The sequence below is a fragment of the Micromonospora violae genome, assembly GCF_004217135.1.
GTDB classification, from domain to species: Bacteria; Actinomycetota; Actinomycetes; order Mycobacteriales; family Micromonosporaceae; genus Micromonospora; species Micromonospora violae.
Window position 1 is genome coordinate 4,416,557 of the sequence record NZ_SHKK01000001.1, and the last position, 20,254, is coordinate 4,436,810.

Annotated in this window: 22 protein-coding genes; 14 read left to right on the forward strand and 8 right to left on the reverse strand. The window is 69.9% G+C overall.

Translation table 11 applies throughout. From position 1 onward, the window contains the following. Window positions 1-40: 40 nt before the first annotated feature. Both EV382_RS19590 and EV382_RS19595 read left to right on the forward strand, forming a co-directional pair. Window positions 41-463, forward strand: a complete 423-nt coding sequence (locus EV382_RS19590; RefSeq protein ID WP_208758454.1) for a hypothetical protein — start codon at window positions 41-43, stop codon at window positions 461-463. Between the two features lie 25 nt (window positions 464-488). Then, window positions 489-824, forward strand: a complete 336-nt coding sequence (locus tag EV382_RS19595) for a DUF3817 domain-containing protein (protein WP_130403946.1) — start codon at window positions 489-491, stop codon at window positions 822-824. A 36-nt stretch (window positions 825-860) separates the two neighbouring features. On the opposite strand, the gene EV382_RS19600 is transcribed toward EV382_RS19595, so the two are convergent. Beyond that, window positions 861-1,418, reverse strand: coding sequence for a DUF3592 domain-containing protein (locus EV382_RS19600; protein WP_130403948.1), 558 nt, complete (start codon window positions 1,416-1,418; stop codon window positions 861-863). Window positions 1,419-1,458: 40 nt separating this feature from the next. Then, the gene (locus EV382_RS19605; protein ID WP_130403950.1) at window positions 1,459-1,980 is read right to left on the reverse strand and encodes a DUF6232 family protein; all 522 of its coding nucleotides are present in this window, start codon (window positions 1,978-1,980) and stop codon (window positions 1,459-1,461) included. A 499-nt stretch (window positions 1,981-2,479) separates the two neighbouring features. Between EV382_RS19605 and EV382_RS19610 the strand changes: the two genes are divergently transcribed. After that, on the forward strand, window positions 2,480-3,454 hold the full coding sequence (locus EV382_RS19610; protein ID WP_130403952.1) for a C40 family peptidase: 975 nt from the start codon (window positions 2,480-2,482) through the stop codon (window positions 3,452-3,454). Between the two features lie 72 nt (window positions 3,455-3,526). Here EV382_RS19610 and EV382_RS19615 read toward each other — a convergent pair whose 3' ends face one another. From EV382_RS19615 to EV382_RS19625, 3 genes are all read right to left on the reverse strand, one after another. After that, window positions 3,527-4,516, reverse strand: a complete 990-nt coding sequence (locus EV382_RS19615; RefSeq protein WP_196919428.1) for a sigma-70 family RNA polymerase sigma factor — start codon at window positions 4,514-4,516, stop codon at window positions 3,527-3,529. Window positions 4,517-4,893: 377 nt separating this feature from the next. Beyond that, window positions 4,894-5,835 carry an N-acetylmuramic acid 6-phosphate etherase gene (gene murQ / locus EV382_RS19620; protein ID WP_130403954.1) on the reverse strand — a complete coding sequence of 314 codons (942 nt, stop codon included), beginning with the start codon at window positions 5,833-5,835 and terminating at the stop codon, window positions 4,894-4,896. Then, entirely contained in the window at window positions 5,832-6,746 is a 915-nt protein-coding gene (locus EV382_RS19625; protein WP_030488123.1) for a MurR/RpiR family transcriptional regulator, read from the reverse strand. Before EV382_RS19625 ends, murQ begins: the two co-directional genes overlap by 4 nt. A 408-nt stretch (window positions 6,747-7,154) precedes the next feature. Between EV382_RS19625 and EV382_RS19630 the strand changes: the two genes are divergently transcribed. Next, the gene (locus EV382_RS19630) at window positions 7,155-7,847 is read left to right on the forward strand and encodes an SDR family NAD(P)-dependent oxidoreductase (protein WP_130403956.1); all 693 of its coding nucleotides are present in this window, start codon (window positions 7,155-7,157) and stop codon (window positions 7,845-7,847) included. On the opposite strand, the gene EV382_RS19635 is transcribed toward EV382_RS19630, so the two are convergent. Further along, window positions 7,832-8,545, reverse strand: coding sequence for a dTMP kinase (locus tag EV382_RS19635; protein ID WP_130403958.1), 714 nt, complete (start codon window positions 8,543-8,545; stop codon window positions 7,832-7,834). The genes EV382_RS19630 and EV382_RS19635 overlap by 16 nt on opposite strands. A 138-nt stretch (window positions 8,546-8,683) precedes the next feature. Here EV382_RS19635 and EV382_RS19640 point away from each other — a divergent pair, with 138 nt between their 5' ends. From EV382_RS19640 to EV382_RS19655, 5 genes are all read left to right on the forward strand, one after another. Further along, a complete protein-coding gene (locus EV382_RS19640; protein ID WP_130403960.1) occupies window positions 8,684-9,268 on the forward strand; it encodes a nucleotidyltransferase in 585 nt (194 codons plus the stop codon). Further along, window positions 9,265-9,546 (forward strand): hypothetical protein, encoded by a 282-nt coding sequence (locus EV382_RS19645; RefSeq protein ID WP_130403962.1) that lies wholly within the window; start codon window positions 9,265-9,267, stop codon window positions 9,544-9,546. The genes EV382_RS19640 and EV382_RS19645 overlap by 4 nt, the downstream gene beginning before the upstream one ends. Window positions 9,547-9,556: 10 nt before the next feature. Beyond that, window positions 9,557-10,333: a metallophosphoesterase family protein gene (locus tag EV382_RS19650; RefSeq protein WP_130403964.1), complete on the forward strand. Its 777-nt coding sequence runs from the start codon at window positions 9,557-9,559 to the stop codon at window positions 10,331-10,333. After that, window positions 10,324-10,467 (forward strand): GPGG-motif small membrane protein, encoded by a 144-nt coding sequence (locus EV382_RS32840; protein WP_165435832.1) that lies wholly within the window; start codon window positions 10,324-10,326, stop codon window positions 10,465-10,467. The genes EV382_RS19650 and EV382_RS32840 overlap by 10 nt, the downstream gene beginning before the upstream one ends. Before the next feature lie 139 nt (window positions 10,468-10,606). Continuing rightward, window positions 10,607-11,101, forward strand: coding sequence for a TspO/MBR family protein (locus EV382_RS19655; RefSeq protein WP_130403966.1), 495 nt, complete (start codon window positions 10,607-10,609; stop codon window positions 11,099-11,101). Window positions 11,102-11,151: 50 nt separating this feature from the next. On the opposite strand, the gene EV382_RS19660 is transcribed toward EV382_RS19655, so the two are convergent. After that, the gene (locus tag EV382_RS19660) at window positions 11,152-11,925 is read right to left on the reverse strand and encodes a M23 family metallopeptidase (RefSeq protein WP_130403968.1); all 774 of its coding nucleotides are present in this window, start codon (window positions 11,923-11,925) and stop codon (window positions 11,152-11,154) included. A gap of 250 nt (window positions 11,926-12,175) precedes the next feature. Between EV382_RS19660 and EV382_RS19665 the strand changes: the two genes are divergently transcribed. The 5 genes from EV382_RS19665 to EV382_RS19685 all read left to right on the forward strand — a co-directional run bounded on the left by EV382_RS19665 (window position 12,176) and on the right by EV382_RS19685 (window position 18,432). Next, window positions 12,176-13,522 (forward strand): ABC transporter substrate-binding protein, encoded by a 1,347-nt coding sequence (locus tag EV382_RS19665; RefSeq protein ID WP_130403970.1) that lies wholly within the window; start codon window positions 12,176-12,178, stop codon window positions 13,520-13,522. Between the two features lie 70 nt (window positions 13,523-13,592). Continuing rightward, window positions 13,593-14,639, forward strand: a complete 1,047-nt coding sequence (locus EV382_RS19670) for a carbohydrate ABC transporter permease (protein WP_130403972.1) — start codon at window positions 13,593-13,595, stop codon at window positions 14,637-14,639. A 1-nt stretch (window position 14,640) separates the two neighbouring features. After that, window positions 14,641-15,609, forward strand: coding sequence for a carbohydrate ABC transporter permease (locus tag EV382_RS19675; RefSeq protein ID WP_130403974.1), 969 nt, complete (start codon window positions 14,641-14,643; stop codon window positions 15,607-15,609). A 69-nt stretch (window positions 15,610-15,678) separates the two neighbouring features. Next, entirely contained in the window at window positions 15,679-16,725 is a 1,047-nt protein-coding gene (locus EV382_RS19680; protein WP_130403976.1) for a LacI family DNA-binding transcriptional regulator, read from the forward strand. A 33-nt stretch (window positions 16,726-16,758) separates the two neighbouring features. Further along, window positions 16,759-18,432 carry a glycoside hydrolase family 13 protein gene (locus EV382_RS19685; protein ID WP_130403978.1) on the forward strand — a complete coding sequence of 558 codons (1,674 nt, stop codon included), beginning with the start codon at window positions 16,759-16,761 and terminating at the stop codon, window positions 18,430-18,432. A gap of 318 nt (window positions 18,433-18,750) precedes the next feature. Here EV382_RS19685 and EV382_RS19690 read toward each other — a convergent pair whose 3' ends face one another. Further along, a complete protein-coding gene (locus EV382_RS19690) occupies window positions 18,751-20,184 on the reverse strand; it encodes an MFS transporter (RefSeq protein ID WP_130403980.1) in 1,434 nt (477 codons plus the stop codon). Between the last annotated feature and the right edge of the window lie 70 nt (window positions 20,185-20,254).

Consider the following 20,254-nt stretch of genomic DNA (forward strand, 5'->3'; position numbering starts at 1 on the left):
GGTGTCGGAGAGCGGCGACGTCCCCGGTACCCTCGATGCCATGAGGCGGCTCTGGACCCCGGCGTGGATCGTGCGCCATGTGGCCATGGTCGTGCTGGTCGTGGGTTTCCTCGGGCTGGGCTGGTGGCAGGTCAGCCGGGCCGCCGCCGGCAACAGCCTGAGCTGGGGGTACGCGGTCGAGTGGCCGATCTTCGCTGGCTTCGTGGTCTACATCTGGTGGCGTGAGGTGAAGCTCGCCCGCCGCCGGGCGGCGGAGGCCGACGCGCCGCCCGAGGAGACGGTCGTCGAGCCGGCGTCGGAGGTCACCACCGGGTCCCGACCGGCGGTACGCCGACCGGTGCGGGTGTCCCGGGTGCCGGCCACCGGTGATGTCGTCGAGGACACCGACCTGGCCGCCTACAACCACTACCTGTCATGGTTGAACGCCAACCCGGGCGCTCGGCCCGGCGACTATCCCGGCTGAGCCGGGCTCGGAAGGACGGACGAAGGTGGGCGCTGCCCTTACCCGGTACCGCGTGATCGCCTGGATCGTGGGCGTGGTGCTGATCCTGCTGGTCGTGATCGGCATGCCGCTGAAGTACGCGTTCGACAACCCCGTCGTCGTGGAGACGATCGGCCCGGCGCACGGCTTCCTCTACATGATCTATCTGGTGGCCGCGTTCGACCTGAGCCGCCGAGCCGACTGGCCGCTGAAGCGGATGCTGCTGGTGATGCTGGCCGGCACGGTGCCCTTCGTCTCCTTCTACGCCGAGCGCCGGGTCAGCGGGTGGCTGGCCCGACCGGCGGAGCGCACCCCGGAGACCGTCGCCAGCCACCCGGCCTGACCTGTCGCGCCGTCGGTCTCGAATTTCGGCGTGCCCTCAGGCCCAGTTGTCCTTGTCCTTCAGCACCACGAACAGCAGACCGGCCCCGATAACGGTCAGCACCAGACCGATCGGAATCAGCGTCCAGGACATCAGGAACGACAGTGAACCGCTGGTGTGCCCGTTCTCGGCTACGAACCGTTCCGGATCGGCGGGGTCGACGCGGATCGCCACCCGCGGTCCCGGCGTGCGGTGACAACCCGTCAGGCCGGCGCACGGAATCCACTTCTCGTACTGCACCCCGTCGTACAGATAAGTGATCTCGATACGGTCGACTCCGCTGCCTCGGCCGCCGCCACCGGAGCGGTCGACGATGGTGGCCGTGGTCGGCACGCCATCGCTCCGCAACCGGTCAGCCTCGGCCGAGACGTGCCATCGATAACCGAGCGAGCCACCGAGCAGGGCAATGCCTGCCAGCAGGAGGGCACCGGCCATCAGGCCGACCTTGAATCGGACGCGCCCGGCACCGCTGCCACGCGCACCAACGCCAACCCTCGGCTTTCCCAACCACGCCTCCCCGTCGAGGGCCCCACCGTAGTTCGCCGGGGCCAGCACGACCCAGACTGGTCAGTCAGTCAGGGATCGCCTGGGCTGGTCACCGGTTGGGTCGCCACGGGTCCGCTGAGGCGAGCGGGTCGACCCAACTGCCGTAGCGGTTGACCTCCCTGGCCCTCAGCAGTGACCGGGTGACCTGGCCGAACTGCCGTTCGTCGTCGGCGCTGAACAGCAGCACCTCCGTTCCCTGGTACCACCCCCACAGCTCGTGGGGCGGTGGCCGCCAGCGATCTCCGATCAGGGCGAGGGCGGCGGGGAGCAGGAACACCGCGCCGAGGATCAGGTACGCCCCGGCGGTGAGGTGTTGCAGACCGCCGGTGAAGCCGAGGAGCACCCCCACACCGCCGAGCATGCTGGCGGTGATGACCACGGCCCGGACGGCGATCCGGTCGTGCGGGCCTCGGGTGGTACGCAGATGGGTCAGGTCGGCGACCCGGTAACTGTTCCGGCCGACGGTGAACCTGTCGACGGTGACGATGATGCCGGGCCGCGCGTACAGCAGGGTCGACCGGGCACCCGGCACCGTTCGCGGCGGTCGCGTCTTTGCGCCTTCACGATTCACGGTTCCTCCCGCGGGGGACGGTTGGCCGAGCGGACCGTCGGCGACAGTCATCGCTGCCTGTCGACGGGATTCCCGGCTCCGAACTTCATTGTGTTGCGGCAATGCCAGTCGACCTGGGCATTTGCGAACTCCCGACAGCTCCCCACCGGGTGACATCGTCGAGAAACAGCATCCATTTCAGGTTTTATCGGTTATGGGGGCTAGGAATCCGGCGGCATATGCCCGGAACGACGAACGTCGTATATCCGTCAGAACTCCCGAATAGGGCACCGCCTCCCGCACACGCCGAGCGTCATCAGTCACGATGGCGACACCCAGCCCAGGGGCACGAGCTGCAACTCTCCCAACTTTCGCCCCTGCTTCAACTGCGAGCGACATCCGTCCCGGGTTAGGTTGGGCGAGCCGGTCCGGCCCAAGTGCCGTCCGCCCGGGTGGCCCCGGCCGGTGTCGTCGAGGGCGTCAGCAGCCCCGGCGGCCGTGGGAGAGGGGCCTTCCGCTCTTGTCATCCCTGAGAAATCTGCTGCGCACCGTGGCGCTGGTCGGCATGTCGGCCGCGCTGATCGCCCCGACGGCGGCGGCCCAGGCCGAGCCGTCCCCCGCCGACCTGACCCGCCGGATCGAGACGTCCTCGACCGAGTTGGAGCGGGTCGTCGAGTCGTACAACAAGCTGCGTGAGGAGATCAAGACAAACGAGGCCGCCGTGGCCCGATTACAGACCCGCATCGGCCCGCTCGAACAGCAGGTCGAGCAGAGCCGGGCCGACGTGGCCGAGCTCGCCTCCACCGCGTACAAGAGTGGCGGCCTGCGCACCGCGGACGCCCTGTTGCGTCCCGGCGGCTCGGCCGCCCTGCTGGACCGGCTCGGCGCGATCGAGCAGCTGACCCGCCAACGGCAGGAGCGCATCTCCGGCTTCACCACTGACCAGCAGCGGCTGCTCGACGAGAAGGCGCGCCTCAACGCCACCCTGACCCGGCAGGCCGCACAGGCCCGCCAGCTCGCCGCTGCGAAGAAGCAGATCGAACACGACCTGGCCAAACTGTACGAGCTGCGCCGGCAGGCGTACGGGGCCGCCACCGAGCGACCCGAGCCGACGGCGGGGAACGGGGCCAAGAACGTGCCGGCCGTGTCCGGTGCTGCCGGTACGGCGGTGCGCTACGCGTTCGGCGCGATCGGCAAGCCGTACGTCTGGGCGGGCGACGGGCCGAACGGTTACGACTGTTCCGGGTTGACCTCGGCGGCCTGGCGGGCGGCGGGGAAGTCCCTGCCGCACAACACCCGGATGCAGTGGAGTGCGGTCACCCGCATCGGGCGGGGCGACCTACGCCCCGGCGACCTGGTCTTCTACAGCGGGCTCGGGCACGTCGCGCTCTACGTGGGCGACGGTCAGGTGATCGACGCCCCCAGCGCCGGTCGCAACGTGCTCAAGCGCGGCATGAACATGATGTCCATCCAGGGTTACGGCAGGGTTCGCTGACCCTGATCGACAACGGCGAACGGCCGGCGTCCCCCTATCGGACGCCGGCCGTTCGCCGTCATTACTACCAGGTCAGGCTGCCTGTAGCCCCTCCGCCCGGGCCAGCTCACGGAGCCGGCCGAGGGCCTGGATCTCCAGCTGCCGGATCCGCTCGCGGGACAGCGAGAACCGGGACGCCACCTCGGTGAGCGAGTGCTCCCGGCCGTCCTCCAGCCCGTAGCGGGCCCGCATGATGCCGGCGGACCGGTCGTCGAGGTGGTTGAGCAGCCCCTCGATGCGCTGCCGCTCCAGGCCGCTGAGGACGATGTCCTCCGGCGACGGCGCGTCACTGTCGGCGACCAGGTCACCGAGGTTCGTGTCGCCGTCGTCGCCCACCGGGGTGTCCAGCGAAACGGTGTCCTGCGACCAGCGGCGCAGCTCGTTCACCCGCTCGACGGTGACGCCGAGGGCGGTGGCGATCTGCTCGGGCTCCGGGTCGCTGCCCAACTCACGGGTCAGCTGCCGCGCCACGTTGCGCATCCGGTTGACGTCCTCCACCAGGTGCACCGGGAGCCGGACGGTGCGCTCCTGCTGGGCGATCGCCCGGCTGATCGCCTGTCGGATCCACCAGGTGGCGTAGGTGGAGAACTTGTAGCCGCGCTCGTAGTCGAACTTCTCGACCGCCCGGACGAGGCCGGTGTTGCCCTCCTGGATCAGATCCAGCATGGGCATCCCCGAGCGCACGTAGCGTCGGGCGATCGACACGACCAGTCGGAGGTTGGCGCGGATGAAGAGGTCCTTCGCCCGCTCCCCCTCGACGACCAGCCATTCCAGGTCGGCCCGGTCGACACCGGCGGGGACGGCTTCCTCACCGAGCAGGTGCTCGGCGTAGAGGCCGGCCTCGATCGCCTTGGAGAGGTCGACCTCCTTGGCGGCGTCCAGCAGTGGCGTCCGGGAGATCTCGTGCAGGTAGACGCCGACCAGGTCGCGCTCCTCGGCAACCTCGTCGGTTCGCATGCCGATGTTCTTGTCCACGTTGCCCACGGTCCCCTCGCTCGCGCCGGTTGCCCGGTTCCTTGCCATTCCCCACACCTGTCAGCCCCTGGTAACTTCTGCTGTGCCCATCGGTGCTGACACCTACACAACAGATGAGACGTGTCGGGGATTCCTCGTCGTGAGTCGAAAGTGTCACGAATGCCTGAGTAGTAGCTGAGAGCACGGTCCATGTTTGCTGTCAGCACCCCATCGGGTGGCTCGCCACTGGGCACCACGTACGGGTTACCGCACCATGGCAACACCGCCCGCCGTGGGGGCACAGCGACCCGGGTCACCACCGCGATGCGATCCTGGTCACTGGCAGATACGCACCGGCGGACCGGTCGGTTCATCCACGGGGGTGTTATTACCCCCCGGCCAGATGAACAATCCGAAGCCCCGTTCGCTTCCCGGGGCGGGCGGCGCTAGGAGGCGAGCAGGGCGAGGGCGCCGCGCACCTGGTCGGCCGAGCGGGCCAGGGCGGCCCGGGCGGCGTCGATCTCGGCGCCAGAGACGAGGGCGACGAGCGCCGTCTTCAGGTCGCCGTCGGCCTGGGTGAGGGCCTGCCGGGAGAGCTCCTCCGAGCAGCCGGTGGCCTCGACCAGAATCGAGATCATTCGGCCGCGGAGTTTCGCGTTGGTGGCCACCATGTCGATCATGAGGTTCGAGTAGACCCGCCCCAGGCGCACCATGACGGCGGTGGAGAACGTGTTGAGCACCAACTTCTGCGCGGTGCCCGCCTTCATCCGGGTCGACCCGGTGACCACCTCGGGTCCGGTGTCCACCCCGATGAACACGTCGACCGACCGGGCGGCCTCCGCCTCCGGATTGGCGCAGAGCAGCACTGTCGACGCGCCCTTGGCGCGGGCTGCGGCAAGCGCCCCGAGGACGTACGGCGTGCGTCCGCTGGCCGCCAGACCAACCACCAGGTCCCCGGCACGTACACAACTGGCCGCTTCGACCGCGCCGCCCCGGTCATCGTCCTCGGCGTCCTCCACGGCCCGCCACATGGCGTCCGGGCCGCCTGCGAGGTGCGCGCAGAACCAGTGTCGGGGCGAGTTGAAGGTGGGTGCCAGTTCGGCCGCGTCGAGCACGCCGAGTCGGCCGGAGGTGCCGGCCCCGAAGTAGTGCACCCGGTGGCCGCCGCGAAGCGCCGCTACCGCCAGGTCGACGGTGGTGGCGATCTCGTCGAGCACCGCGGCGACCGCCGCCGGCACCCGGCGGTCCGCCTCGTTGATGACGGTGAGCACGTCCCGGGTCGACATCAGGTCCAGGTCGACGCTGAGGGGGTTGCGTCGTTCGGTGGGGGCACCCACCCGGACGGTCGGCCGGGTGGACGGTGCGGGCATCTCCGCACCGGCTGTCATGCCCGCCTCCGGTTGGCACCCACCCGGTGCGACTGGACCGCCTCGGCGGTCGCCTCGAGTGCCTTGCGGGCCCGGGCCCGGTTACGGGCGGCGACACCGACGAAGAGGCAGTCGACCACGGTGAGTTGGGCCAGCCGGCTGGCCGTCGCGCCGGAGCGGTAGGTGGTCTCCCGGGCCGCCGTGGTCAGCACGAAGTCCGCCACGTCGGTGATCGGCGAGCGCGGGAAGTTGGTCAACGCCACGGTCGCGGCACCGCGGGTACGGGCCTGCTCCAGCACCTCGATCACGTCGGAGGTGGTGCCGGTGTGCGAGATGCCGATCGCCACGTCCCCCCGGCCGAGCAGGGCGGCCGAGGTCAGTGCGGTGTGCACGTCCGGGAAGTAGAAGGCGATCCGGCCGATGCGGTGCAGCTTCTGCTGAAAGTCCGAGGCGACGAACCCACTGGCGCCGGCGCCGTAGATGTCGATCCGGCCGGCGCCGCTGATCGCCTCGACGACCTGCTCGCAGACGGCCGGGTCGAGTTGCTCGGCAGTCTCCTCGACGGCGCGGGCGTCGTTGAACGCGATGGTGGCGATGATCTGGGCGAGGTCGGCGCCGGGCGGGATGTCACCGCCGACCACGCGGGCGTCCGGTGGCTCGATCCGGCGGGCGGCCTCGGCCGCGAGGCGAATGCGCAGCTGGGGGTAACCGTCCATGCCCACCGAACGGCAGAACCGGATGACGGTCGCCTCTGACGTCTCGGCGGCGGTGGCGAGGTCGGTGATTGTCCGCCGGGCGGCGGCCGCCGGGTCGGAGACGACCAACCGGGCGACCCGCTGCTCGGCGGGCGACAGCGATGGCAACAGCCCGCTGATGTGGACGATCAGACCACCGGGCTCGTGACTCGCAGAAATCTTCGGACTCTTCGCCACGGATGAAACTTACTTTCACCTGGCGTGAGCGTCAACTATGACTGTCCGAGGTGGGGGAAACTTCGATCAGCCGGGATCACCGGTCCCGCACAGCCTGCCACCTCCGCAGGATCGCCGCCTCATCCGCCGGGTCGAGTCCACCCTGCCGGACGGCCGCCGGGTGTGCGGCCATCCAGGACGCGGTCGCCCGAACGGTGTCGACCAACGGACGGACCGTCAGCCCGGCGTCGAGGGCCGGACGAACGTCCCGTCCATCAGGTCAGTGCTCTCCGGCAGGAGCGCCCAGAGCGGCAGCGCCCGCTCCCCCGACCACTCGCGTACGTCGTGGGAGACCAGGAACTCCTGATCGAATAAACGTCATGATCGACGGGAGGGGGCGGAGGTGGGGTGGGGACTAGCGTGAGAGGTATGGCTGAGGGCAGCGTGTTGGTGACCGGGGGGTTCGGCGGGCTTGGCGGGGCGGTGGTCACCGCGTTCGTCGAGGCGGGCTGGCGGGTGGTCGTACCGGAGCGGACAGCCCGGCCCGGGTCGGAGCCGGCGGCGGCCGGACCGGTCCGGGTCGTCGCGGACCTGGGCGACCCGGCGGGCGCGGCGCAGGCGGTCGAGGCCGCGACCGCGGAGCCGGCGGCGCCGCTGCGCGCGGTGGTCAACCTCGTCGGCGGGTACGCCAGCGGCGGGCTGGTGCACGAGACCCCGGTCGAGGAGTTCGAGCGGATGCTCACCGTCAACCTGCGGCCGACCTACCTGGTCACCCAGGCCGCGCTGCCGCACCTGGTGGCGGCCGGCGGCGGCGCGGTGGTCTGCGTCTCGGCCCGCGCGGCGGTCGCCCCGTTCCGTGGCGCCGCCGGTTACTCGACCGCCAAGGCGGCGGTGCTGGCCTTCGCCAACGCGGTCGCGGTGGAGTACCGGTCGCAGAACGTACGCTGCAACACCGTGCTGCCCAGTGTCATCGACACCCCGGCGAACCGGGCCGCCCAGCCCGACGCCGACCATTCCCGGTGGGTGACCCCGGCCGAGATCGCGCCGGTGATCCGGTTCCTCGCGTCGGCCGAATCCGCCCCGACCAGTGGGGCCACCGTTCCGGTCTACGGGCGGGCCTGAGCCGCCACCGGGCCGCGCTCGTCCCCGGCCGGCCCGGACGGCGGCAGCCAGGTCTCCAGGTGCGCCTGAATCTGCTCGCTGACCTCCTCAGCCGGGCGACCCGCGTCCACCAGCACGAAGCTGGGGTATTCGGGCAGTGCCCGGTAGGCGGTGTCGGCGGCGGTCAGCCAGCCCATCGTCTCGTGGTCGGTGCCGCGTTCCTCGATGCGCCGGTACGCCTCCGCCGGGTCGACGGCGAGGAGGAAGGTCACCTGCGGTGTCGGGAACAGCCGGTAACCGGCCCGGGCGAGCCGCTCCCAGCGCTGCCCGCCGTGCGCGCGGATGCTCGCGTACTGGCAGGCCGCGTAGCGGTCCATCACCGCTGTCCGGCCGGTGAGCAGACAGCTGAGCAGGGCCATGGCGATGGCGAGCCAGCGCAGCACCGACTCCACGGCCAGCACACCGTCGCGCCCGACGAGCCGTTGCGCGTCCGGTCGGCCGAGCCGGCGGGCGAGCCGGCCGAGCCAGCGTCGACCGCTGGCGTTGCGGCGGTAGGTGGCGGGGCGGCCGGCGGCGGTCAGCGCGTCAGCCAGCCGGTGTGCCTGAGTGGTCTTGCCCGAACCGTCGATGCCGATCAGGGCGACGGTGCGCAATCGGGCCTTGCGTCGTCGCACCCCCGATGGTCTGGCCACCTTCCATAGATTATCCGACCCCCGCATCTGGTCCGCGAGGTTTGTGGTGCTTCACCCCTGTTGTCACCCAACCGCGACACCGGCAGGTGTGGCCGACCGGAATGCCGGGTACCGGAGTTCGAAATCCAACCGCCGGTCCACCAACACGACGACGGAGGAAATTAGATGGCTGAGCGCGGGGACGAAAGTCTTGTGCACACCCTCAAGAAGGTCGCCGCCGTGCTCAAGCAGTCCGAGATTCCGTTCGCTCTGGGCGGCAGCTTCGCCGTCTACGCCCACGGCGGCCACTCCAGTGACCACGACGTCGACTTCCTGATCCGGGAGGCCGACGTCGACCAGGCGCTGGAGGCGCTGGTGGCCGCCGGCTTCGTCGCCGAGCGTCCACCGGAGGACTGGCTGGTCAAGGTCTTCGACGACGGCCGGATGGTGGACCTGATCCACCGGCCGATCGAGACACCGGTGACCGAAGAGACGTTCGCCGACACCGTCATCCGGCCGGTCGACGCGATTCACATGCCGGTGCTGTCCGCCACCCAGCTGATGGTGCACAAACTGCTCAGCTTCTCCCAGCACTACTGCGACTTCGCCCGCGGCCTGCCGCTGGCCCGCTCGCTGCGGGAGCAGATCGACTGGGAACGGGTACGTAAGGAAACGCAGCACTCGCCGTACGCCGAGGCGTTCCTGGTGCTGCTGGACCGGCTGGAGGTGGTGCCGGCCGCCGGCACCCAGCCAGGAGAGGGGACATCGTGACCCAGCATCGCGACATCGACATCGGCACCGGGCCACCGGACGAGTACATCGAAGCCGAGATCCAGCGGCTGCTCGCCGAGGACCCCGCCGTGGCCGAACAGGGAATCACCGTGGTCCGCCGGGAACGCGCCCTCGTGCTCGACGGCGAGGTGGAGAGCACCCACCGGCGCGACGAGATCCTGCGTCGGGTGTCCGAGCGCTTCCCGGACGTGCCGATCACCAGCGACATCGGGGTGATCCGCACCCAGGCGCCCACGGAGATCGAGCAACTGCCCTGAGGGAGGTTCCATGGTGATCCGGATCGCCGCCGTGGGCGACGTGCATCTGGACGAGGACGTGGTCGGCCGGTTCCGACCGGCGTTGGAGGAGTTGCCGGAGTGCGCCGATGTGCTGCTGCTGGCCGGGGACCTGACCCGGCACGGCACCGAGGCCGAGGCGCGCTGCGTGGCCCAGGAGTTCGGTGGGTTGGCTGTACCGGTGGTGACCGTGCTGGGCAACCACGACCACCAGTGTGACCAGGTGCCACAGGTGGTCAAGGTGCTGGAGGACGCGGGCATCACCGTGCTGGAGGGCAACGGCGTCGTGCTGGACTGCGCGGGTGGGCGGCTCGGCATCGCCGGCGTGAAGGGTTTCGGCGGCGGGTTCGCCGGGCGGTGCGCGAGTGACTTCGGCGAGCCGGAGATGAAGGCCTTCGTGCGGACCACCACCGACAGTGCGGACCAGCTCGGTGCGGCGCTGCGCTCGCTGGACTGCGACATGCTGGTCGCGCTCACCCACTACTCACCGGTGCCGGACACGCTGGCCGGCGAACCGTTGGAGATCTACCCGTTCCTCGGGTCGTACCAGTTGGGACAGGCGATCGACTCGGCGCCCACGGCGCTGGCCGTGCACGGGCACGCGCACGCCGGCACCGAGCGCGGCACGACCCCGGGCGGGGTACGCGTCCGCAACGTCGCGCACCCGGTGATCAAGCAGGCGTACAGCGTCTTCCACGTTGGCGATCAACTCGACACCGACCAGGTTTCCCCAATCGGCCAGTCGGGTAGTCAGAGGTCATGGAGCTGATTCTCTGGATTCTCGCAGTCGTACTCGTGGTCGCCGGCATTCTCGCGCTGTTCCGCCGGCAGATCCTGTGGGGCATCGTCCTCATCATCGTCGGGCTGTTGGTCGGCCCTGGTGGCGTCAGCATCTTCAATTAACGTTCGTCAGCCGTAACACCGGGACCCGCCGGGGTCGCCGCGATCGGAGCTTCGTCCTCCCGACAGGAGCACCGGTCGACGGCGGTCCCGGCGCTTTGCGTCCGGGTTTGAGTCGTGCGCGGGCGGAAACATCTTGAGCATGGAGATATCTCGGAACGCGTCGGCGAGATCCGGGCGGCGAACGTGGTGGGCCCTGGCCGGCTTCGCCGCGGCGGTCGTCGTCGCGGCCGCGATCGGCGGGCTGGGCGTGCAGGGCACCACCGACGAGTACGCGAGCCTGCGGCAGCCCGGCTGGGCACCGCCCTCGTGGCTCTTCGGCCCGGTCTGGTCGGTGCTCTACGCACTGATCGCGGTGGCCGGTTGGCTGGTGTGGCGGCGGGTCGGCTTCTCCACCGCCCTCTGGGCGTGGACCGCCCAACTGGTGCTCAACGCGATCTGGACTCCGCTGTTCTTCGGCGCGGGGCGGTACGGCCTGGCGTTCGCCGAGATCGTGCTGATGTGGCTGGCCATCGGCCTGACCGTGGTGCTCTTCGCCCGGGTGTCCCGGGTGGCGGCATCGCTGTTGCTGCCGTACTGGGCCTGGGTCACCTTCGCCGCCGCGCTGAACCTGTCGATCTGGCAGCTGAACAACTGACCGGGCGGTCCCCGACGGGCAGCACCCGTCGGGGCGCTGTCGTTCCCTGGTCAGCAGCGGGGGACGTTGGGGATGTAGCCGTCGTGACCGGTGTAGACGTACGCGTCCGCGATGAAGCGGCCGGAGCCGATCCGGTCCCAGATCGAACTGGTGCCGTACGTGCCGGTGACGGTGGTGCCACTGGTCTGGCAGGCGATGGTCACCCGGGTGCCGTCGGCGACGGTGCCGACCGAGGCGTACCCGGTGCCGGGCCCGGAGCGGACGGTCAGCGGGGTGCCGCTGGTGTTGACAGTGCCGTTGCCGCTGCCCGAGGCGCACCCGTTGCCACTGGTGTAGTTCCTGGTGCCCCAGTAGAGCGCGAGGCTGCCGTTGAAGCGGACCTGGATGTCGGCGCCGTTGAGGCGCTGCTCGTAGTGCAGGTGTGGGCCGGTCGATCCCCCGGTGCTGCCGACCCAGCCGATCACCTTGCCGTACCCGACCGTCTGCCCGACCGAGACGTTGAAGCCGCTGAGGTGCGCGTAGTAGGTGCTGTAACCGCCCCCGTGGTTGATTCGGACGTATTTGCCGTAGCTGGTGCCGCCGAGGTCGGTGACCCGGTCGACGGTGCCGGGTGCGCTGGCGACCACCGGGTCGCCGGAGTCGTTGGTGCGGTTGAAGTCGATGGCGTACGCCGGACTGTGGCCCGACCGGGTCTGCCCGGACCAGGTCTGCCCGCACGGGAACGGCACCCGGAAGGTTGGCGCGGCCAGCGCAGGCGTCGCCGGAGCCAGCGCGCCCCCGACCAAGAGACCCGTCACCAGCAGGCTGATCCATCGCTTTCGCATACAGCTCCTCCTATGTTGAAAACCTTCGATCTGTTGCGTTCAGCCTGACAGATATCGCCAATCTTCGAAAGAGCCCTCGGCATGCCCCGCCAGCGCGCCCACCAGGCAGCCTGCAGGTTTCCGGATTGTTACTCGCTCGTGTCTGACAGGGGGTGGACCGCGCCGGATGCAAGCGCTTACATGTGTGCACGCCCAATCGGACCGGCGACGGGTCACCAGCACGACCGCGCCGGCTAGGAAGGAGGACGGCATGGCGGTCTTTACCAGACCACGCCAGGCCTTCGTGATCGCCGGTGTACTCGGGCTGGCGCTCAGCGCCACCGCCTGCGGTACCGGCGACGACAAGAAGAGCAGCAAAGCGGGCTCCGCGGAGTGCGCCGCATACGACAAGTACGAGGGCCACGACGGCAAGAAGGTCTCGATCTACGCGTCCATCCGTGACGCCGAGGCCGACCTGCTGGAGCGCTCCTGGTCGCAGTTCACCGACTGCACCGGCATCGAGATCGACTACGAGGGCAGCGGCGAGTTCGAGGCGCAACTCCCCGTGCGGGTCGACGGCGGCAACGCCCCCGACATCGCCTTCGTGCCCCAGCCGGGCCTGGTGAAGCGGTTCGCCGACGCCGGCAAGCTGAAGTCCCTCAGCGCCGACACCAAGGCCCTGGCCGAGCAGAACATGCCGGCCGACTGGCTGAAGTACGGCACCGTCAACGGGACGCTCTACGGCGTGCCGCTCGGCGCCAACGTGAAGTCCTTCGTCTGGTACTCGCCGAAGACGTTCAAGGAGAAGGGCTGGGAGGTTCCGACCACCTGGGACCAGCTCATCGCCCTGAGCGACAAGATCGCGGCGAGCGGCATGAAGCCGTGGTGCGTGGGCGTCGAGTCCGGTGACGCCACCGGCTGGCCGGCCACCGACTGGATCGAGGACGTGATCCTGCGTACGCAGGGCCCCGAGGTCTACGACCAGTGGACCACGCACGCCATCCCGTTCAACGACCCGAAGATCGTCGACGCGGTTGACCGCGCCGGCAGCATCCTCAAGAACGAGAAGTACGTCAACGGCGGCTTCGGCGGCGTCAAGAGCATCACCACCACCTCCTTCCAGGAGGCGGGCGTGCCGGTGACCAACGGCAAGTGCGCGATGCACCGGCAGGCGTCGTTCTACGCCAACCAGTTCCCCGAGGGCACCAAGGTCGCCGAGGACGGCGACGCGTTCGCCTTCTACTTCCCGGCGATCGACCCGGCCAAGGGCAAGCCGGTCCTGGGCGCGGGCGAGTTCGTCGTCGCGTACGCGGACCGTCCCGAGGTTCAGGCGGTGCAGACCTACCTCGCCTCCGCCGAGTACGTCAACAGCCGCGCGAAGCTCGGCAACTGGGTCACGGCGAACAACAAGCTGGACATCGCCAACGTGGCCAGCCCGATCGACAAGCTCTCCGTCCAGATCCTCCAGGACAAGACCGGCACCTTCCGCTTCGACGGATCCGACCTGATGCCGGCCGCCGTCGGCGCGGGAACGTTCTGGAAGGGCATGGTCGACTGGCTGAACGGTAAGCAGACCGCCCCGGTGCTCCAGGGCATCGAGAGCAGCTGGCCGAAGTGATCCCGGCGGTGGCCCGGTCCGCGCACGCGGGCCGGGCCACCGGCCGAGGCGGACCCGATAGGGAGGGTTGATGGAGTTCGACTTCGCCGATCAGCAGCCGAAGCTCCTCATGCTGATGTACGGGCTGATCGCCTTCGTGTTGGTGGTGGGCGGTCTGCTCCTCCTGCTCGACGTCGTGCCGGCCTGGTTCGCCCGCCGGCGGGAGGCGCAGCTCGTTGCCGCCTCCGCGAGCGGAGCCCCGCTGTCCCGACGGCCCAAGCAACGGGAGGGCCTGTTCGCCCTCTTCTTCCTGTTGCCGACGCTGCTGCTGCTCACCATCGGCCTGGTCGTGCCGGCCATCCGCACCGTGCTGCTGTCCCTGATGGACCGGACCAGCACCAACTGGGTGGGGTTGCGCAACTACAGTTGGATGTTCTCCGAAGACTCGATCGTCCGGGTCCTGGCCAACAGCCTGATCTGGGTGCTCCTGGTCCCGCTGGTGGCGACCGCGTTCGGTCTGATCTACGCCATCATGGTGGACAAGGTCCGGTTCGAGGCCGTGGCCAAGTCGCTGATCTTCCTGCCCATGGCGATCTCCTTCGTCGGGGCCAGCATCATCTGGAAGTTCGTCTACGCCTACCGCGGCGAAGGCGACCAGATCGGCCTGCTCAACCAGATCGTGGTCAGCCTCGGCGGTGAGCCGAAGCAGTGGCTGCTGGAATCACCGATGAACACGCTGCTGCTGATCGTCATCATGATCTGGATCCAGGCCGGTTTCGCCATGGTGGTGCTCTCCGCCGCGATCAAGGCGATCCCCGCCGACATCGTGGAAGCCGCCCGACTCGACGGCGTCAACCCGTGGCAGATGTACTGGCAGATCACCATGCCGACCATCCGCCCGGCGCTGATCGTCGTGGTGGTGACCCTGTCGATCGCCACGCTCAAGGTCTTCGACATCGTCCGGACCGCGACCAACGGCAACTACGACACCAGCGTGATCGCCAACGAGATGTACAACCAGGCCTTCCGGTACGGCGAGAGCGGCCAGGGCTCCGCGCTGGCGGTCTTCCTCTTCATCCTGGTCATTCCCATCGTGATCTACCAGATCCGCAACCTCCGTCAACAGCGGGAGGGCTGAGATGACGACCGCAACGCCCACCGTTGCCACGGGCACCCAGCAGACCAGTGGCACCCCCTCCACCACCGCCGGGCGGGTCCGCAAGCGGTTGACCAGCCGTACCGCGACGCTCGTGTCGATCGTCATCGCGGTGGTCTGGACCATCCCGACCTTCGGCCTCTTCGTCTCGTCGTTCCGGCCGGAGGACGAGATCAAGACCACCGGCTGGTGGACGTTCTTCACCAACCCGCAGTTCACTCTGGAGAACTACCAGCAGGTCCTGTTCGGGCGGTCGTCGTCCTCCGGGCAGCTCGCCGGTTCCTTCATCAACTCCCTGGCGATCACCATCCCGTCGGTGCTCTTCCCGCTCGCGTTCGCGTGTCTGGCCGCGTACGCGCTGGCCTGGATCAACTTCCGCGGCCGGGACTGGCTCTACATCGCGATCTTCGCGTTGCAGATCGTGCCGTTGCAGATGGCCTTGGTGCCGCTGCTGAAGTTCTTCTCCACCGGTGTCACCCTCGGCGGCATCACCCTGATGCCGGCCTGGGATCTGGTCGACGAACAGAAGTTCGCCCAGGTGTGGTTCGCCCACACCTGCTTCGCGCTCCCGTTCGCCGTCTACCTGCTGCACAACTTCATCTCGCAACTACCCGGAGATCTGATGGAGGCGGCCCGGGTCGACGGGGCCACCCACCCGAAGATCTTCCGCACCATCGTGCTGCCGCTGATCACCCCGGCGCTGGCCGCGATCGGCATCTTCCAGTTCCTCTGGGTCTGGAACGACCTGCTGGTCGCACTGATCTTCGCCGGTGGCGGCGACGAGACCGCCCCGCTCACCGTGAAGCTGGCCGAGATGGCCGGCACGCGGGGCAACGAGTGGCAACGGCTGACGGCCGGAGCATTCGTGTCCATCGTCGTACCGCTCATCGTGTTCCTGTCCCTGCAGCGCTACTTCGTGCGAGGTCTGCTCGCCGGCAGCGTCAAGGGCTGACCCGCTCGCCCGCCGCCGCCTGGCCCCTCGGGCGGCGGCGGGCGAGTCGGGCACCGAGCGGGAGAAACCGTGACGAAGATCGATGATGTGGCCCGGTTGGCCGGGGTGTCCACGGCCACCGTCTCGCGGGCCCTGCGCGGGCTGCCGACGGTCTCGGCGGCCACCCGACGCCGGGTACTCGCCGCCGCCGAACAGCTCGACTACGAGGTCTCACCGAGCGCATCCCGGCTCGCCGGTGGCCGGACCGGCACGGTCGCGGTGGTGGTCCCCCGGATCAACCGATGGTTCTTCAGCACCGTCGTCGAGGCGGTCGAGGAGTACCTCCACGAGTCCGGCTACGACCTGCTGCTCTACAACCTGGGCGGCCGGGAGCAGATCCGCCAGCGGGTCCTGCGGACGGCCAACCTGCACAAGCGGGTGGACGCCCTCATGCTGGTCGCCACGCCCCTGCGGCCGGCCGACCTGACCGCGCTGGCCGCGCTTGAACTGCCCGGGGTGACCATCAGCTCGGGCAGCAGGGTGCCCAACTGGCCGTGCGTACGCATCGACGACGTGGCCGCCGCCCGGGCCGCCACCCGACACCTGATCGACCTCGGCCACCGGCGGATCGCACACATCTCCGGTGACGGGGATGACGAGTTGGCGTTCACCACCCACCTCGACCGCCGCCGGGGCTACCAGGCGGAGTTGCGGGCCGCGGGTCTGCGAACCGACCCGAGCCTGGACGTCGAGTCCACCTTCACCATCGAAGGCGGCAGCCGGGCCACCGTCGAGTTGCTGGCCCGCGGCGAACCACCGACCGCGATCGTCGCCGCCTGCGACGAGATGGCGATGGGCGCGATGACCACGCTGCGCGACGCCGGACTACGGGTGCCGCAGGACGTCAGCGTCATCGGCATCGACGACCACGACCTGGCCGGCATCCTCGGGCTCAGCACCATCGCCCAGCCCGCCGCCGAGCAGGGCCGACTAGCCGCCCGGATGCTGCTCGACCCCCTCGAAGCCCGACCTCCGGGCCCCATTGCCGGGCACCAGAGCACCGACTGCGACACGCCGGTGATCCTGCCCACTCGCCTGGTGGTGCGGGAGTCGACCGCACCACCCCGGGCACACTGAAAGCCTAACCACAGCGCAACACGGGAGAAGACCCTGAACACCGATCCGACGCAGCAGACCCCCTCCGGTCAGCCGATCACCGGCTGGTGGACCGAGGCCGCCATCTACCAGATCTACCCCCGCTCGTTCGCCGACTCGGACGGGGACGGGATCGGTGACCTGCCCGGCATCACCGCCCGCCTCGACCACCTGGTTGAGCTGGGCGTGGACGCGGTCTGGCTCTCTCCCTTCTACCCCTCGCCGCAGGCCGACGCCGGCTACGACGTGGCCGACTACCGGGACGTCGACCCGCTGTTCGGCACCCTCGCCGACGCCGACAAGCTGATCGCCGAGGCCCGGTCCCGCAACCTGCGGGTGATCGTCGACCTGGTTCCGAACCACACGTCCTCGGCGCACCGCTGGTTCCAGGCCGCGCTGCCGGCCGCGCCCGGCAGCCCGGAACGGTCCCGGTACATCTTCCGGGACGGCCGCGGACCGGCCGGCGACCAGCCGCCGAACGACTGGCAGAGCGTCTTCGGTGGCCCCGCCTGGACCCGGACCGCCGACGCCGACGGGCAGCCCGGCCAGTGGTACCTGCACCTGTTCGACACCGGCCAGCCGGACCTCAACTGGGACAACCCCGAGGTGCACGCCGAGTTCCTGGACGTGTTGCGGTTCTGGTTGGACCGTGGGGTGGACGGCTTCCGGGTCGACGTGGCACACGGCCTGGTCAAGCAGGCCGACCTGGCCGACTGGCAGGAGCCGCAGGAGATCCTCTCCGGCAACGAGATCGACAAGCCTCGCCCACCGATGTGGGACCAGGACGGTGTGCACGAGATCTACCGGCAGTGGCGGCAGGTTCTGGACAGCTACCCGGGTGAGCGGGTGCTGGTCGCCGAGGCCTGGGTGGAGCCGGCCGAGCGGCTGGCCCGCTACGTCCGCCCGGACGAGATGCACCAGGCGTTCAACTTCGAGTACCTGCTCGCCGCGTGGACCGCACCGGCCCAGTACGCGGTGATCACCCGCTCGTTGGAGGCGACCGACTCGGTCGGCGCGCCGACCACCTGGGTGCTGTCCAACCACGACGTGGTCCGGCACGCCTCCCGGCTCGGCCTGCCGGTCGGCACCGTACGGCCCAACGGCATCGGCATCGGCGACCCGCAGCCGGACGCCGCGCTCGGCCTGCGCCGGGCCCGGGCGGCCACCCTGCTGATGCTCGCCCTGCCCGGCTCGGCGTACCTCTACCAGGGCGAGGAGCTGGGGCTGCCCGAGCACACCACGCTGCCCGACGAGGCCCGGCAGGACCCGACCTGGGTCCGCACCGGGCACACCCAGCGCGGCCGGGACGGCTGCCGGGTGCCGATCCCGTGGGAGGCCGACGCCCCGTCGTACGGCTTCGGGCCCAGCGACGCGAGCTGGCTGCCGCAGCCCGCGCTCTGGGCGGAGTACGCGCTGGACCGCCAGCGCGACGTGCCCGGCTCGACGTACGAGCTGTACCGCACCGCGCTGCGGTTGCGTCGTGCGCACGGGCTGGGCCGCGGCACCCTGGAGTGGTTGTCCTCCGGCGACGAGGTGCTGAGCTTCCGCAATGGTGAGCTGACCGTGCTGACCAACTTCGGTGCCGCCCCGGTGCCGGTGCCGGCCGATGCCGAGGTCCTCGCCGCCAGCGCGGCCCTGGACGAGGACGGTGCGGTCCCGACCGACGTGACCGTCTGGCTGCGCGGCTGATCTCGCGTCGACCGGCCCGTCCACACCGACCGGCCCGTCCCGCCGAGCGATACTCGCGGGCGGGCTGGTCGGTGTGGACCGGCCCGCTGTGGAGCTGATGTCGTAAACGATTCACCCCCGCGCCCCGCGCCGACGGAGCATCCGCGTCGGATGCTCCCGCGCGTGCCACCCGCCCAGCCTCGTCGATCATGGAGTTGTGGTGGGTGACAAAACCCCCACGAGTCACCGAACCGGGCACCACAAGTCCATGATCGACCGGATAGGCTGGGGGTGGCCCCCGGGCAGGCGGGGGCGCGGGGCGGGCGCGCGGGGGCGCGGTCAGAGGTGGTCGGCTCGGTCGTGCAGCAGGTCGTGCACGTTGTCGATGTCCGCCGGTGAGGTGCGCGAGGCGAGCCAGTACATGACACCGGTAGGTATGAAGAAGAGCTGGAACGCGGCCAGCCCGACGGCGAAGTTCAGCGGCGGCGGGAACGCCGTTCGCAGTGCCTGGAAGGCCACCCCGACCAATCCGTTGCCGGCCGCGCGACCGACCCCGTTCACCAGGTTGCCCAGGCTGTAGACCGTGCCCCGGTGCTCCGGTGGGTTGACGTCGGCGATCAGCGCGAACCAGTTCGGCGAGTTGGCCGAGGTCAACGCGAGCGCCACGATCGCGGTGAGCAGGCTCAGCCCGACCGACGGCTCGGTGAACACACTCGCCAGCACCGCACCGACCACCGCGCCGCCGGTCGCGCCGTCCGGCACGTCGATGGTCACCGGGACGAAGAACAGCACCAGGTAGAACGGCAGCGCGGCGAGGATGCCGACCGAGGCGACGAGTGCCCGCCCCCGCGGCGTACGCCGTTGCACCGCGTCGCCGATCAACCCACCCACGATGGACAGCACCCCACCGAGCTGGAACAGGGTGGCGAAAACGCTGCCCACCACCACCGCCGTCGACGTCGAGTAACCCTGGGCCTCGGCCCGCTCGGCGAAGAGCACCGGCAGCCAGACCAGGGAGCCGAACGCGGCCTGCGCGGTCAGACCCTGCAGGATCAGCCACCGGTTGGTCCGCCGGGCCAGAATGCGCGGCAGGTCGGCGCGGCTGATCCGGTAGTCGTACTCGGCGCCCGCGTCGAGCCGGCTGGCCAGCTCCGGCTCGCTCTGCCCACGCCGAATGTCGTACGTGAACAGGTAGGCCAGGGTGGCGGCCAGGCCGACACCGGTCAGCAGCAGGAACGGCCGCCGCCAGTCGGCCGCCCCGAGCAGCCCGCCGACGAGGGTGCCCGCGAGGGTGCCGACTCCCTGGGAGAGTCCCCAGAAGCTCATCACCAGCCCACGTCGGGTCGGTGAGATCAGGTCGGTGACCACCGAGAAACCCACCGAGCCGACCGCGCCGAGGCCGACCGCAGCGACCAACTGCGCGGCCAGGAACATCAGGTAGCCGTCGGCAAGCGCGCTACCACCGGTGCCCGTCGCCCAGAGGAGCGTGCCCACCATGAGCAGCGGCTTGCGGTTGGTCCGGTCCCCGACGTACGCCCAGCCCACCGCCGCGACAGCGCTCACCAGGAAGCTGACCGCGGTGACCACCCCGAGCAGCCGCCCCGACACGTCGAACGCGTCGGAGATCGGGCCGTACAGCGGGGGGACCAGCCCGATCGCCACGTTGTCCAGTGAGGCGAGCAGCACGAACACCACGACGCTGTACAACCGGTGCGCCGGCCCACCGCCCCGGCCGTGCGGGCGCGGGCCGGGGCCGCCACTGGTCACCGTCATGACCGGCAGCCAATCAGACTCCGTGCCGGAGGTCGTCACGCGGGTGGGTGTGGGTCACCGTTGACCCACA

Coding starts and splice junctions, on each gene's coding strand:
- EV382_RS19690 (WP_130403980.1), bottom strand. CDS start 20,184: ATGACGGTGACCAGTGGCGGCCCCGGCCCGCGCCCGCACGGCCGGGGC.
- EV382_RS32840 (WP_165435832.1), top strand. CDS start 10,324: ATGGAGCTGATTCTCTGGATTCTCGCAGTCGTACTCGTGGTCGCCGGC.
- EV382_RS19670 (WP_130403972.1), top strand. CDS start 13,593: ATGGAGTTCGACTTCGCCGATCAGCAGCCGAAGCTCCTCATGCTGATG.
- EV382_RS19650 (WP_130403964.1), top strand. CDS start 9,557: ATGGTGATCCGGATCGCCGCCGTGGGCGACGTGCATCTGGACGAGGAC.
- EV382_RS19675 (WP_130403974.1), top strand. CDS start 14,641: ATGACGACCGCAACGCCCACCGTTGCCACGGGCACCCAGCAGACCAGT.
- EV382_RS19635 (WP_130403958.1), bottom strand. CDS start 8,545: ATGCGGGGGTCGGATAATCTATGGAAGGTGGCCAGACCATCGGGGGTG.
- EV382_RS19665 (WP_130403970.1), top strand. CDS start 12,176: ATGGCGGTCTTTACCAGACCACGCCAGGCCTTCGTGATCGCCGGTGTA.
- EV382_RS19590 (WP_208758454.1), top strand. CDS start 41: ATGAGGCGGCTCTGGACCCCGGCGTGGATCGTGCGCCATGTGGCCATG.
- EV382_RS19615 (WP_196919428.1), bottom strand. CDS start 4,516: ATGGCAAGGAACCGGGCAACCGGCGCGAGCGAGGGGACCGTGGGCAAC.
- EV382_RS19655 (WP_130403966.1), top strand. CDS start 10,607: ATGGAGATATCTCGGAACGCGTCGGCGAGATCCGGGCGGCGAACGTGG.
- EV382_RS19640 (WP_130403960.1), top strand. CDS start 8,684: ATGGCTGAGCGCGGGGACGAAAGTCTTGTGCACACCCTCAAGAAGGTC.
- EV382_RS19630 (WP_130403956.1), top strand. CDS start 7,155: ATGGCTGAGGGCAGCGTGTTGGTGACCGGGGGGTTCGGCGGGCTTGGC.
- murQ (WP_130403954.1), bottom strand. CDS start 5,835: ATGACAGCCGGTGCGGAGATGCCCGCACCGTCCACCCGGCCGACCGTC.
- EV382_RS19660 (WP_130403968.1), bottom strand. CDS start 11,925: ATGCGAAAGCGATGGATCAGCCTGCTGGTGACGGGTCTCTTGGTCGGG.